The organism is Pseudomonas sp. BN515, assembly GCF_029873155.1.
In the GTDB taxonomy this organism is placed as follows: Bacteria; Pseudomonadota; Gammaproteobacteria; order Pseudomonadales; family Pseudomonadaceae; genus Metapseudomonas.
This window is the reverse complement of record NZ_SSOH01000088.1, coordinates 138,205-151,111: the sequence shown is the minus strand read 5'-3', so window position 1 is coordinate 151,111 and position 12,907 is coordinate 138,205. Positions and strand designations below refer to the sequence as shown.

The 12,907-nt window shown below is 56.0% G+C and carries 12 protein-coding genes and 3 pseudogenes; 5 read left to right on the top strand and 10 right to left on the bottom strand.

Annotated elements, in window-relative coordinates:
* Window positions 1-32 precede the first annotated feature (32 nt).
* The 3 genes and pseudogenes from E8E91_RS25290 to E8E91_RS25280 form a co-directional block, all read left to right on the top strand.
* On the top strand, window positions 33-356 hold the full coding sequence (locus E8E91_RS25290; protein ID WP_179057984.1) for a 2Fe-2S iron-sulfur cluster-binding protein: 324 nt from the start codon (window positions 33-35) through the stop codon (window positions 354-356).
* A gap of 79 nt (window positions 357-435) precedes the next feature.
* Window positions 436-584 (top strand): annotated as a pseudogene (locus E8E91_RS25285) (IS5/IS1182 family transposase); the annotation flags it as partial.
* A gap of 59 nt (window positions 585-643) precedes the next feature.
* A pseudogene (locus E8E91_RS25280) lies at window positions 644-787 on the top strand (IS110 family transposase); the annotation flags it as partial.
* Between the two features lie 391 nt (window positions 788-1,178).
* Here the strand turns inward: E8E91_RS25280 and E8E91_RS25275 are convergent.
* The 6 genes and pseudogenes from E8E91_RS25275 to E8E91_RS25250 all read right to left on the bottom strand — a co-directional run bounded on the left by E8E91_RS25275 (window position 1,179) and on the right by E8E91_RS25250 (window position 7,024).
* Window positions 1,179-1,841, bottom strand: coding sequence for a TetR/AcrR family transcriptional regulator (locus E8E91_RS25275; protein WP_179057982.1), 663 nt, complete (start codon window positions 1,839-1,841; stop codon window positions 1,179-1,181).
* A 62-nt stretch (window positions 1,842-1,903) separates the two neighbouring features.
* A pseudogene (locus E8E91_RS25270) lies at window positions 1,904-2,910 on the bottom strand (IS5 family transposase).
* Window positions 2,911-2,976: 66 nt separating this feature from the next.
* A complete protein-coding gene (locus tag E8E91_RS25265) occupies window positions 2,977-3,825 on the bottom strand; it encodes a 3-hydroxybutyryl-CoA dehydrogenase (RefSeq protein WP_179057981.1) in 849 nt (282 codons plus the stop codon).
* A gap of 33 nt (window positions 3,826-3,858) precedes the next feature.
* Window positions 3,859-5,046, bottom strand: a complete 1,188-nt coding sequence (locus E8E91_RS25260; RefSeq protein WP_179057980.1) for an acetyl-CoA C-acyltransferase family protein — start codon at window positions 5,044-5,046, stop codon at window positions 3,859-3,861.
* A gap of 180 nt (window positions 5,047-5,226) precedes the next feature.
* Window positions 5,227-6,111: an SDR family oxidoreductase gene (locus tag E8E91_RS25255; RefSeq protein ID WP_179057979.1), complete on the bottom strand. Its 885-nt coding sequence runs from the start codon at window positions 6,109-6,111 to the stop codon at window positions 5,227-5,229.
* A gap of 127 nt (window positions 6,112-6,238) precedes the next feature.
* Window positions 6,239-7,024, bottom strand: coding sequence for an enoyl-CoA hydratase-related protein (locus tag E8E91_RS25250; protein WP_179057978.1), 786 nt, complete (start codon window positions 7,022-7,024; stop codon window positions 6,239-6,241).
* A gap of 307 nt (window positions 7,025-7,331) precedes the next feature.
* Between E8E91_RS25250 and E8E91_RS25245 the strand changes: the two genes are divergently transcribed.
* Both E8E91_RS25245 and E8E91_RS25240 read left to right on the top strand, forming a co-directional pair.
* Entirely contained in the window at window positions 7,332-8,114 is a 783-nt protein-coding gene (locus E8E91_RS25245; protein WP_179057977.1) for an SDR family oxidoreductase, read from the top strand.
* Between the two features lie 203 nt (window positions 8,115-8,317).
* Window positions 8,318-8,785, top strand: a complete 468-nt coding sequence (locus E8E91_RS25240; protein WP_179057976.1) for an NUDIX domain-containing protein — start codon at window positions 8,318-8,320, stop codon at window positions 8,783-8,785.
* 342 nt (window positions 8,786-9,127) lie between these two features.
* On the opposite strand, the gene folK is transcribed toward E8E91_RS25240, so the two are convergent.
* The 4 genes from folK to purU are packed head-to-tail and all read right to left on the bottom strand — an operon-like array spanning window position 9,128 to window position 12,809.
* A complete protein-coding gene (gene folK, locus E8E91_RS25235; protein ID WP_179057975.1) occupies window positions 9,128-9,694 on the bottom strand; it encodes a 2-amino-4-hydroxy-6-hydroxymethyldihydropteridine diphosphokinase in 567 nt (188 codons plus the stop codon).
* A 5-nt stretch (window positions 9,695-9,699) separates the two neighbouring features.
* A complete protein-coding gene (folD, locus tag E8E91_RS25230) occupies window positions 9,700-10,575 on the bottom strand; it encodes a bifunctional methylenetetrahydrofolate dehydrogenase/methenyltetrahydrofolate cyclohydrolase FolD (RefSeq protein WP_179057974.1) in 876 nt (291 codons plus the stop codon).
* Window positions 10,576-10,630: 55 nt separating this feature from the next.
* Window positions 10,631-11,890 carry an aminomethyl transferase family protein gene (locus E8E91_RS25225; protein WP_179057973.1) on the bottom strand — a complete coding sequence of 420 codons (1,260 nt, stop codon included), beginning with the start codon at window positions 11,888-11,890 and terminating at the stop codon, window positions 10,631-10,633.
* A 49-nt stretch (window positions 11,891-11,939) separates the two neighbouring features.
* Entirely contained in the window at window positions 11,940-12,809 is an 870-nt protein-coding gene (purU, locus tag E8E91_RS25220) for a formyltetrahydrofolate deformylase (RefSeq protein ID WP_179057972.1), read from the bottom strand.
* Window positions 12,810-12,907 lie beyond the last annotated feature (98 nt).

The following is a 12,907-nucleotide window of genomic DNA, read 5'->3' as shown; positions in this document are numbered from 1 at the left end:
GCCTTTGCCCAATTAAATATGAGGATATACAAATGTCTAAGGTAGTGTATGTGTCGCATGATGGAACGCGTCGCGAGCTGGACGTCGCCGACGGAGTTAGCCTTATGCACGCGGCAGTCTCAAATGGCATCTATGATATTGTCGGTGATTGCGGCGGTAGTGCCAGCTGCGCAACATGCCATGTGTATGTCGACAACACTTTCATGGACAAAGTACCGGCTCCCACCGACCGCGAAAGTGGAATGTTGGATTGCGCGGCGGCGGAAGTAAAGCCGAACAGCAGGCTCTGCTGCCAGATCTTCATGACCTCTGAACTAGACGGTATTGTAGTGAATATTCCAGACACACAATGGTAATTCGCGGTATTGACAGACAGCGACCTAAGTCTGCCGGACCGACTTCTGTCCGGCAGGCCATCCAGCTCGCGCGGTTCTCCGCACTCATCTGATCGTGACACACGAAGTCGCAACACCGGCATTGACCACAATCAAATGAGTGCGATGGCCAAGCAAGCCCAGGAGGCCATGGGCATGGAAGTGCTGCCGGTGGTCACCGACCGGGGCTACTTCAAGAGCGAAGAAATTTCCCCTGCCACGAAGTTGGCCATACCCCCATCGCGCTCAATCATCGCCAAAGGCCAATATCCGCATGGATTGAGCGTTTAACGGCCAAGCGACCCTACAACGTGGTGGTCGCAGTGCTGGCTAACAAGCTGGCCCGAACCGTGTGGACGATACTAGCCACAGGATCGCCCTACCGGTCCGAACTAATCAGCGCATCGCCCAGTAGACCAACCCAACTCATCACAGCACCAGTCCTCACAGGGAACGCTGGCGGTAAACAGATGATGGCAGTCGTGGCGCGGAATCCTGGTTGGGAGTATGAGCCAAGGGTACTGCCTGCAGTTCGCACTTCAGATAAGGACCTCGTCAGCGGATTCCATCAAGATCGGCAGGGCTTCTCGGCCTACATAGCAGGCCGGATAAAGACTGCTCCCACCTGCCGACAGCATGTTGACCGATTGCGCTCCGGAAGATGTCCATGAAATACCTTCCCTAACCGCCACAAACACAGAACAGTAGATCGGGATACTGACAACGGCAAATCATGCACTGAAGAGCTTCCCGGCATCATAACCGAACTATTTCTAGAGCCCGATTTTTGAAGCTGATGTCAGGTCAGTTTTTCTGCATTCCAGTAAAGAATATATTGCAAAATGCATCTGCCACCTCCTTGGCTGAAAACTTACTCCTGGGGGTGTACCAGCGATATGTCCAGTTCAACATTCCGAAGATAGTGTTGGCTGCTAGGCTAGCGGGGATATCATCTCGGAAGTTGCCCTCAGCCACGCCCTGCTTTATCAGAACCAGCACCGCATGCTCGAAGCCCTTGGTTTTTTCAAGCATTTCCTGCGCCCAAGGGGTTTTGGCGTCGGCAATCTTGTGCATCTCCTCCTGAATATAGACGTACATGTAAGGATAGCTATCACTGTATGACTGCATCAGCAATTGTACTAGTTGCCTGAGCTTTTCCCCGGTGCCTAGATCCTCACGGCTGAGCAACTTTTCGATATTCTTGGCATTCTGCTCAACTCCCCCCTTGACTGCATCGCGGAGAAATTCTTCCTTGTTTCCGACGTAATAATAGACGCTGGCCCGATCCATTCCAGCATAATTGGCGATGTCGTTAAGGGTCGTTGTCTGATAACCATGCTCCTTGAAAAGCTCGGCTGCAAGGCGGATCAACTCATCTCTCTTGGCCTTGTACTTGGCTCCCCCGTCATTCAAAGCAGACTTACGACGCCGGGATATATTGCTACTCGGAGGTGAGGAATTGGCCATACTGTAGGTTCTTCCTTAAGTCAAATTTAGTGATCCAATTGTTGATCACTTTTCAAACAATGCTAACGATTATCAACGTATGCGTAAAGAAATAGATGCTGCCACCTGGCTGCCCCTACCAGCAATTCTCGGCGGGCCATCCATAGGTTCTGATAGGGCGAACAAGGTGACCAGCTGCGCCGCATTTTTTGGCCGAGCCCGGAAGTGAACCTTGGTGTAGCCAAACTACCGCTTGATCACCCGAAAAGGATGCTCCATTTTCGCCCGTACCTGCGCATTGGCTTGCTCGATCTTGCCGAGATCCTTGTAAAAGCACTGCGATTGCCAAAGTTCTAGTAGGAACTGCGCCGAGCCGTGATCTGCCCGATGACCTGGCGACTTTCTTATTCAGAACGTTTTTCGACTCCGGCATAACCGACGTCAGCGCACGCCACGCTTGCCTCGCCGTGCAGCAGTTTTCCGCCCTGGGTGATATCCACGATAACGGCCGCAGTGTCCACCACGCGGTGTACCAATCCCGACTCTTCGTGGGAGCCAACGTGGGCATTAGCTCGAAGTAGAATAGTTTCCCTTCTTGGCCTGATACATTTCCGGGTCACACTTGCAGCCTTGGTTCTTGGTCGAGTTCAGAGCATGGATCAGTGAGGCATCGACGATACTGCCCTGGGGCAGGGACAGGCCAAGATCCCCACAGGCAGCCGTTAATCACGGCCAGAATCCCAATCGCCGACTCATGCATCTCCAGGAGACGCCGGAAGTGAGGATGTTAGTTTCATTGGGGATACCCTCCAGGCTCAGGCCGGCGAACTAGCGCAGGAGGGTAGTCTTGCACAAGGAGATCTCCATCGCCGGATCCTTGTAGCCAAACCAGTTGTGCATGAGATGCACACGCAGCAACGCCACCAACGGATAGACCGTACGGCCCTCCCCCCCTTCGGGTCATGCGGCTCGATCAGGGCCTCCAAGCCCTTCCACAGCACCACCTGATCTAACTCGATCAGGAACAACTCCTTGCAATCTGGTTACGCTTGCCGGAGTACTCGGCGCCGGCGAAGGTCATCAGCTTCATCGGGCAACTGGGTTGGCATATTTCACCAGTAATGAGAAGTCCTCTTCACAGCTTGCTTGAATAACCTCAATAACTGTAAAAGCCTTGGCCGCTCTTGCGCCCCAAGTAGCCGGCTTCGACCATCTCACGCAATAGCGGTGCAGGACGGTATTTGGAGTCATTGAAGCTGCTGTAAAACACTTCCATCACCGACAGCAGGGTATCCAGGCCAATCAGGTCTGCCAGCGCCAGCGGCCCGATGACATGGTTGCAGCCCAGGCGCATGCCCTCATCGATCGCGCTAGCACTGGCGATCCCTTCCTGCAAAACGAATACCGCCTCATTGATCATCGGTACCAGAATCCGATTCACGGCAAAGCCCGCGCTGTTCTTTACCGAGATGGCAGTCTTCCTGATATTTTCTACAAACTTCTCGGCTGCCTGGTGGGTGGCATCATCGGTCTGCAGCCCACGAATCAATTCGACCAGCAGCATAACCGGCACTGGGTTGAAAAAGTGCATGCCTATGAAGCGGTTCGGCACGCTACTTGCCGCCGCCAGTTTGGTGATGGACATGGATGACGTATTGCTGGCAATAATCGCGTCTTTACGTACCGTTTTGTCCAGGGTCTGGATGATGGCCAGCTTGACTTTCTCCACCTCGGAGGCAGCTTCAATCACCAGATCCACATCAGCGAGATCGGCGTAATCGGTAGTGCTCTTGATACGCTGCAGGGCAGATTCGCAATCGGTCGGCGACAGCTTTTCCTTGCGCACCAGTCGCTCAAGGCTACCAGACACAGTATGGAGACCTCGCTCCAGTGACCGCTGATCAATGTCCAGCATGACCACACTCAGTCCCGCAATGGCACAAACCTGAGCAATACCGTTACCCATGGTACCGGCTCCGACAACACCAACCTTGTTGATCTGCATAGCTGTCGTCCAACCTCTAAAAAATGCTGTCTATTACACACGCTCAAATATGGCGGCAATACCCTGCCCGCCGCCGATACACATGGTGACCAGGGCATAACGCCCACCGGTACGTTGCAGCTCATAAATGGCCTTGATGGAAATGATTCCACCGGTAGCACCGACCGGGTGCCCGAGAGAGATACCCGAACCATTGGGGTTCACGATCTCTGGATTCAACCCCAACTCCTTGATTACCGCACAGGCCTGGGCGGCAAAGGCTTCGTTAGCCTCAATCACACTAATCTGGTCGAGCTTGATGCCGGTTTTCTCAAGCACCTGACGAACCGCCGGCACCGGGCCTATCCCCATGTAATCTGGATCGACGCCGGCATGGGCGTAGCCAACTAGGCGGGCTAGGGGAGTCAGGCCCAACGTCTCTGCTGCCTTGCCCTCCATGAGTACTAATGCTGCGGCACCGTCGTTCAGACTGGAGGCATTTCCGGCGGTAACCGTGCCATTTTCTTTGACAAAAATCGGCTTCATTGCTGAGAGTTGCTCGATTGTCACGTCGGCGCGGACATTTTCGTCGCGGCTGAAGTAACTGGTGCCTTTGCGAGTCTTGAGTTCGACCGGCACAATCTGCTCGTCGAAATAGCCCTTGGAAATTGCACGGGCAGCGCGGCGCTGACTTTCAACCGCGAGTTCATCCTGCGAAGTACGGTCAATGCCATAACGGGCAGCCACATTCTCGGCGGTGCCCCCCATGTGAATGCGCTTCCAGGGGTCATGCAGAATGCCGTTCATATAGTCGATGGCTTCAGCATTGCCGAGCCGCGCGCCCCAGCGCAGATTGCCGATCATGAAAGGGCCGCGGCTCATACTTTCCGCTCCAGCACCGATAGCAATATCCGTGTCGCCTAGCAGAATCGACTGCGCGGCGGATACGATGGCCTGCAGACCGGAGCCGCACAGACGATTGACGTTAAACGCGGGAGTTTCCTGCGGCACACCGGCATCGATGGCAGCGACTCGACTCAGGTAGGCATCCCTGGGCTCGGTGGGAATCACATTCCCCATGACCACGTGCCCGACCTGTCCCGGCTCGATGCCGGCACGCTCAATTGCCGCCTGTACCGCTACGGTAGCCAGAGTGGAAAGCGGAAGATCCTTCAGGGAACCACCAAAACTGCCAATTGCGGTGCGTGCAGCCCCCACCACAAATACCTGACGCTGTGTCATGTGTAGCCATCCTAATCAGTAAATTGGTAGCGACCTTGGCGACAGTGCCGCCCCTATACCTTAAAAAAGAAGGGCCTGACTGACATTATCTGCCAGTGGCCCAAAATGGAGCGTTGCCACAAACTAAACCGGAAGCGCGAACTTCAGGGTAATTAACGGAAGTTCGCTTTGCCCCTATATTCAGCCATTCCTGTTCGGTAGCCAGCCGACCTTTCCGCTCTCGGTATTACCGATCCGCGCGTTGAAACTCTCAACCGCCTGCGCCACAACTCCGCCGATGTCAAAGCCGGTCATGGAGGTTAAACCTCCGTCAACGGCAATGGACTGGCCGGTGACATGCGCAGAAGCATCGGAGGCAAAGAACAGTACCGCTTCAGCAATATCCTTCGGCTTGCCGGCCCGGCCCAGAGGAATCAGCTTGCCGTAGGGCTCCTCAAGACTTTCAGTGAACGCCGCGTAATGCTCAGGTGCCACATCGCAAGCGGTACCAATGATTGGTGTGAGAATTAGACCGGGCGCGACCACGTTGGATCTGATTTGCTTGGGCGCCAGTTCATAAGAGGCTGAACGCGCCAGGTGCAGTACTGCGGCCTTAGCTGCATCGTAGGAAACCGATGACCAGCCGGCTTCGATACCGGCAATACTGGAAATTGAAACGATACTACCGCCCTGCCCCTGGGCAATCATCTGACGCGCAGCATACTTGTGACCAAGTGCCGCAGAGCGAAGCAGCAAAGTTACCGTTTTGGTAAAACCGTCCGCATCAAGCTCGATCAGCTTGGTTTGATCGCCGAGGGCACCGGCGTTGTTGACCATGATGTCCAGGCGTCCAAAGCGTTCAACCGCATAGGCCACCAACGCCTCAATCTCGACATCGCTGGTCACGTCCGTGCGTTTGAACGCAACCCACTCAGCGCCAAGCTGTGATTCGAGGTCGGCAGCCTGGTCATTGATGTCACCGACCACCACCTTCGCACCTTCGGCAACAAAGGTCTCGACAATGCATTTGCCAATGCCCCGAGCGCCGCCAGTGACGATAGCCACCTTACCCTGCAATCTCGACATGTCCCCTCCTTCTTGTCTTTGTTGATCTTGGAGGCACTCTTGCACATCATTCACCACTTATCAACACTTGAGTTGATTTTAACTTTACACCTTTCCCCCTCCGAAGAGCGAGCACATCAACCCAGCCTCAGCGACGCCGCAAGCCTTTCAGCAGCTCTCTAAACTCGCTGGTAGCCATGCAGGCGATGATGGATTGTGCCTCGGCCTCAAGCTGCTGCTCCAACGGAACTGAGGCTGATTGCCAGACCAGACGCTTTGTACGGGACGCAGCTATCGGACTCAGTTCAGCCAGACGCTCGGCGTACTCATGGGTTTTGCCTTCCAGTTCGGCCGGCTCGACCACCCTGGACAACAAACCGAGTTGGCTGGCCTCGTCAGCGCTCAACTCCGTCTCGTCCAGAAATATCTGCAGGGCGCGCCGCGCCCCTAGCGCCTGCACAACACCGATCGTACCGCCACCGTCAGGTGAAACCCCGATCTGCGCATAGGCAGGACGAAAACGGGTATTTGCCGCAGCAATACAGAAGTCCCCCATGAAGGCCATGGAAAATCCAGCACCGGCCACCGCGCCATGCACACTGGTCAGCACCAACTTGTCCATGCGTCGCAAGACCGAGAGAAAGCGGTTGAAATGTTCCAGTAATTTACCGATCGGCGGCGCCAAATCGTCGAGATGGGAGAGGAACAGATTGACGTCACCGCCGGCACAGAACGCCTTACCCGCCCCACGAATGACCAGCACCCGGACGCTATCGCTCCGCTCAACAGTCAAAGCCAGCTGTTCCAGACATACCGCCATTTCTATATCAATTGCATTGAATGAGCCGGGACGGTTGAGCGTGATGACGGCAATAGGACCAACCATCTCTAAAATGGCCGACTCGTTGCCTGACTGAATATTCGTAGGTGACATATGGCAGCGGAACCTTAGTTGATCGGAAGAAGCAATGCCCAAGCGCTCGCCCGACTTGCGGTAACGCTCAAATCATGGTTGCACCACCGAGACCGACAAGTCAACGTCAATGTTGACTATTCAAACAAAAAATCAACACCTTGGTTGACTGATCCAATCCGATAGCCCCATTCTTGAAAGCACCGGTACCGCGTAGTACGTGGCAGCACGAATTCCGCTAGATCAGCGGGACGGCACAACGCCGTATACAACCCTAGGCTTAGGCAATCAGCCCTTCGATCGACAAGACAGAGAACAGGAAGGCAACATGAAACCGCTAGAAGGTAAAAGAATTATCGTAACCGGCGGCGCACAAGGTATTGGTGCGTCTGTGGTGCGGGCCTACATTGCCGCCGGCGCAACAGTGGCCTCAATGGATATGAACGACTCGCTAGGACAACAGGTTGTTTCCGAAGCCATCAGGGCCCATCCCGGATGCATCAGCCGCTACTACCACTGCAACATTGCCGACCGCACAGAGGTGGAAAAGGTCTTTGCTGCAGCTGTTGAGGATATGGGCGGCCTAGATGTCATGGTCAATGTGGCTGGGGTGCAACGCCATTCCCCGCCGGACGCCATAGCGGAAGAACTGTTCGACATGCTTTTCCGCGTTAATGTACTAGGAACCATCAACACCAATGCCGTTGCCTATCGCCTTATGAAGGGGCAAGGTATCGGCAACATCATCAACTTCGGATCAGAATCGGGACTGACGGGCGAAATTAACAATGCCCTCTATTCTGCCACCAAGGCGGCGGTTCACACCTGGACACGCAATGTCGCCCGCCAATGGGGTCCTGACGGCATCCGCATCAACGCCGTTCTGCCTTATATGGTCACCCCCATGTATATCGATTTCCGCAATGCACTGTCAGCGGAAGATCTAGCTGCCCATGATGCCGCCACCAAGACCGACATACCGCTGGGCGGAAAATTCGGCGATGCCGACAAGGATCTGGCACCGGTAATGGTGTTCCTCGCCAGCGACGCGTCCCACTTCATGACCGGTCAGATGTTCCCGGTGGATGGTGGCCTGATCGCTGTACGCTAGGCGTCCCAAAGGCTCCAGCCATTCGGCTGGAGCCCCCACCTCAGATGTCAACAACAAACGTGCCATAGACAGGTTGAAAATTGAGAAATCAGAGAGCGACAGAAAAAATCAACACCATAGTTGACTGGCGTCGATTTACGGCTAATCATTACGACTACGCCATTCCCCCGCACCACCGCTTGTGCTGACTAATGGAGCACACCATGGGAAGTCAACGCGAATCAGCTGTTCAACGATTTTCCGGAAGTGTCTGCGAGATTGTTGCGGCGGTTCTTTCCCATAAGGGGGAGCTAGCTCTGCTGCGTCGCAGCAATCTGGTAACAGGTGATGTCGGGCGCTGGAATTGCATTACCGGGTTTCTCGACCACGATCGCGATCCGCTTTCTCAGGCCCTGGTCGAAGTGGAAGAAGAGGCGGGAATTTCAAAGCATCACTTGAAACTGCTTAGCAGCAGCGTATTGAATTTGCCGGGTCAAGATGGTCGCACTTGGCGTGTTTACGCCTTTCACTTCCACAGCCTGACTCGAACGCTCACGCTTAACTGGGAAAACGACGCCTCAGTCTGGCTGGCGCCGCATGAACTGGGTCAGGTGCCCACCGTCTCCTGGTTCGCACACATCTTGAATGCCTGCGAGCTCAGATCCTCGTCAATGACGGCTAACCTAAGCTAAAACTCTCATTTACGTCCCGCCTACTGTCTACCAATTCCCAACAAGGACACTCTGAACATGTTTACTGGGGGACTATTCCTTCGTGCATACCGGCTTCCTTGGACTCCCGCTAACTGCTGCTGAAGACAGCGACTCGGCCACCTGGCCACCACGGCCGGTATGGTGAGGCGTCCGAGTGAAGACCGCTTGTGCTGAACCGCTTAGAACCCGAATCGCCCCGGCTTTCCTAGACACTCTCCACGCTTTGGTGGGCTAATGATCGACAGTTGGCGGCTCCCGAGGCGTTGTTAGCACTCCCTCTAAGGTCACAATGAGCTTGCCCTGGCGGAGTGACGCCGCCCCTTACCGCGCAGCGGTTTGCCATTGAGCACAGTGCCAATTCAGCGACGGACCGGGCTGCCTGTCGTCCCACAGCTCCGAAAAGCTGAGTCCAAACCTGGGATGTATATGGTAGGGAGCAAGCTCCGCAAGCGGGCGCAAGACAAAGGCATGACGAGAGATATCTGGATGAGGCAATTCGATACACTCGAATCGGCCAACCAGGTCGCCATAGGTCAGCAAATCTATATCAAGGCCTATCTGCTCAGCGGTTCGTCCGCAACTTGCCTCTACGCTCTTCAGCCAACGCACCAGCTCCTGCAACTCAAGTGTCGTCACGGCCGAAACCACTAGATTCAGGAATGGCGCGGCGTATGACGCTCCAACGGCAGTGCTTTCATAGATATCGGAGCACCTGATATCGCGCAGCCTCCTCGCCAGCAATCGCAGTCCGTCACTGAGGTTACGCTCGCGCCGGTGATTGCTGCCCAGGCCAAGAAAAATGAGGGTGCTTGGCATTGCTATCTTGCCGGTCATTTCACGATCTGGAAGATGCAGCCCTACCATGGGCTGCACCTTTAGCAGTTCCATTAAAGCTAGCTCTGAACTTCCACACGCCGCTGTGCTGCACTTAGCGTATTGGCCAGCAAGCAAGCGATCGTCATCGGCCCAACGCCACCTGGCACAGGTGTAATCGCTCCGGCTCGCTCAACTGCGCTTTCGAAGTGAACGTCGCCCACCAGCCTGGTAGTTCCGTTCGCCTGCTTGATGCGGCTGATACCGACATCGATAACCGTAGCCCCGGGCTTTACCCAATCGCCGGGAATCATCTGGGGAACGCCGGTTGCCACGACCAGAATGTCGGCCTGCCGACACCTTGCCTCAAGATCTACAGTCTTGCTGTGAGCGATGGTCACGGTGCAGCGTTCCTGCAGCAGCAGCCGTGCCATGGGCTTGCCAACGATATTGGATGCGCCAATCACCAGCGCATTCAGGCCAACTAAAGTGCGATGCACATTCCTCAGCAGGAACATCACCCCCGTCGGCGTGCAGGGCACCAGAGCATCCAGCCCCGTTGCCAGGCGACCCGCATTGGTGATGGTGAATCCATCGACATCCTTCGCCGGGTCAATGCGCTCGATGACCCGGGTGACATCGATGCCCGCTGGCAGGGGCAGCTGCACCAGGATGCCGTCAACGCGGTCATCAAGATTGAGGGTGTCGATCTTTGCGAGTAGACGCTCCTCCGTGGTGTCGGCGGGCATGCGGTACTCGAACGAGTGCATACCTACCTCTTCCGTTTGCAGCACCTTGTTGCGTACATACACCTCGCTGGCGGGATCGGCCCCCACGAGAATGACTGCCAGGCCGGGCGCGCGGCCGTGTCGAGTAGCGAATGCGCTCACGTCCTGTACAAGACGTTCACGCAGTTGCCGGGCTTCGGCTTTTCCGTCGATCAGGAATGCGGACATTGTTTCTCCGGGTCTTACAGATGAAGCAGGCCCTGAGACCCAGGGCCTTGCCGACTCAGCTGCGGCGGTTGTCGGTTTTGTACGGTGCGGGCTGGACAGTGGCGCGGATGGGCAGTTGCGGCTCGCCCGGATTGCCCCAGATAACCGTGACTTCAGTACCTACTTCTGCCTGGGCGATGTCCAGGGTGCACAGCGAGAGCATCTCGCGGAAGAAGTAGCTGTAGCCACGAGAGGTGGAAACGCCGACCTCACGGCCGTTCACCAGCACCTTGTCGGCATACATGAAACCGCGCTGATCCCGGGGCATCTCCATGAAGGCGTAGTGCTCGCCCTTCTGGAACAGGGATGCGAATACCTTGAGCACATCATCGGGATTCCACACCAGGGTGCGAATCACCCGGCGTGGGTTGGCCACTTCCTTTTCCAGGGCCTCGCGGCCGATGAAGTCGTGATCGAACTTGATGTTGCGCCCCCAACCGAGCTCGACAGGGCTGCGGTACCAGGCGCTGACATCATCAGCCTCGAAGCTGCCGGCAACGTTGAAGGTCGAGGCGAACGCCGGCAGAGACGCTTCGAATTCGGCGCGATACTCAGCCATGTCCTCGCTGAAGATCGCCGGCAGGTAGTCGGTCACGATAGTGGGGAAACAGGCTTCCAGGTGGTTGATGAAGGCAGCTCGACCACCCAGCTTGCGAATCCCGAACGCTTCGCCGGCTCGCACCACTGCCTCATACACCTCGGCAGCATGTTCGGCAGGACCTTGCAGCTCCACACCAGGCTCCCCGGACATGCCCTGTCGCAGCGCGTAGACCTCATGCCCGGCAATCTTCACCACTTGCGAGTGCATGAACTTGATGTCCGCCAGGGCCACGCCTGTCAGCTTCTCGATCAATGCGGCAGCCTTGGGCCCAGCAACCTGGAATTTGAACCCTTCGACAACCTCCGAGCTGACGTTGTAATCACCCTTGCGTAGGTGGAAGTCCATGAGGAAGCCGCCGCGACCGAAGAGCATGAAGTCATCCTCCCCCCAGCGGCTGAGGATACCCTCATGGATCACCTTGCCATCACGATTGCAGTGGGTGACATGCTTGGACTGCATGATGTCGAACTTGGCGAAGCTGTTGATGGAGGTATCGGAGAAAAGCTTCAACACGTCCGGTCCACGGTAACGCCGCTGCCAAAGGAACGACCAATCACCGATGTAGCAGTGGTCCTTCCAGGACATGCTCTCGTCGAGCCAGTCCGTGTACTCAGGCTGCCCCCAACGGGACGTGAAATAGCCCTCTGGAGTCTTTCTGAAATTCTTGGGGAGCATGTCTTTACCTCGGTTACTTCAACGAATTGTTGTTATGCGTGGCCAGGCGTCAGCCTTCGAACACGATGGTTTTGCGACCGTTCGGAATGACGCGGTCTTCCAGATAGGCGCGCACTGCCCTGGCCAGGACGCGTCGTTCGATGTCACGCCCCTTACGTACGAGATCTTCCGCGCTATCGCGGTGGGAAATGCGCTCGACGTCTTGCTCGATGATCGGGCCCTCGTCCAGGTCGGCGGTGACGAAGTGCGAGGTCGCGCCAATCAGCTTCACGCCACGCTCATGGGCCTGGTGATAGGGACGCGCGCCCTTGAATCCCGGCAGGAAGCTGTGATGGATGTTGATGCAGCGCCCATCCAGCTTGCGCGAGAGGTCATCGGAGAGGATCTGCATGTAGCGAGCGAGCACAACTAGGTCGGTCCTGGTGGACTCGATCAAGGCAAGCAGTTTCTCTTCCTGCTGGGACTTGTTATCCCGGGTCACTGGCAGGTAGTGAAACGCTATGCCCTGCAGATCAACCGCGGCGTATCGCTCCTGGGGATGGTTGGCGACAACGGCCGATATCTCCATCGGCAGCTCGCCGATTCGGCTGCGGTAAAGCAGGTCGCGCAGGCAATGGTCATAGCCGGACACGAGCAGCATTACGCGCTTGCGCTGGTCCTGCGGACGCAGCGACCACTCCATGCCGTACCGATGGGCAACATCGGCGAATCCAGCCTTGATGTCCTCGAGTACCAGTTGCGTCGCGCTGTCTATCGCGTCGAACACCACCCGCATGAAGAACTGCTGAGTATCCAGATCATCGAATTGCTGCGCATCGAGGATGTTGCATCCCTGCTCAAAGAGGTAGCTGGAAACATCCTTCACGATTCCGGCGGTATTGCGGCACGACAACAGCAGAATGAATTTGGGGTTGGACACGGCGGTCTCCAATCATCGTTTTTATTGAAGTGGGCTTCAGCGCCGTGGCGCTGAAGTGCGGGCCACTATAAAAACGCGACAAAATGAAAGCCACGAAT

Coding starts and splice junctions, on each gene's coding strand:
- folD (WP_179057974.1), bottom strand. CDS start 10,575: ATGTCCGCATTCCTGATCGACGGAAAAGCCGAAGCCCGGCAACTGCGT.
- E8E91_RS25265 (WP_179057981.1), bottom strand. CDS start 3,825: ATGCAGATCAACAAGGTTGGTGTTGTCGGAGCCGGTACCATGGGTAAC.
- E8E91_RS25255 (WP_179057979.1), bottom strand. CDS start 6,111: ATGTCGAGATTGCAGGGTAAGGTGGCTATCGTCACTGGCGGCGCTCGG.
- E8E91_RS25250 (WP_179057978.1), bottom strand. CDS start 7,024: ATGTCACCTACGAATATTCAGTCAGGCAACGAGTCGGCCATTTTAGAG.
- folK (WP_179057975.1), bottom strand. CDS start 9,694: ATGGAACTGCTAAAGGTGCAGCCCATGGTAGGGCTGCATCTTCCAGAT.
- E8E91_RS25245 (WP_179057977.1), top strand. CDS start 7,332: ATGAAACCGCTAGAAGGTAAAAGAATTATCGTAACCGGCGGCGCACAA.
- E8E91_RS25275 (WP_179057982.1), bottom strand. CDS start 1,841: ATGGCCAATTCCTCACCTCCGAGTAGCAATATATCCCGGCGTCGTAAG.
- E8E91_RS25290 (WP_179057984.1), top strand. CDS start 33: ATGTCTAAGGTAGTGTATGTGTCGCATGATGGAACGCGTCGCGAGCTG.
- E8E91_RS25240 (WP_179057976.1), top strand. CDS start 8,318: ATGGGAAGTCAACGCGAATCAGCTGTTCAACGATTTTCCGGAAGTGTC.
- E8E91_RS25225 (WP_179057973.1), bottom strand. CDS start 11,890: ATGCTCCCCAAGAATTTCAGAAAGACTCCAGAGGGCTATTTCACGTCC.
- E8E91_RS25260 (WP_179057980.1), bottom strand. CDS start 5,046: ATGACACAGCGTCAGGTATTTGTGGTGGGGGCTGCACGCACCGCAATT.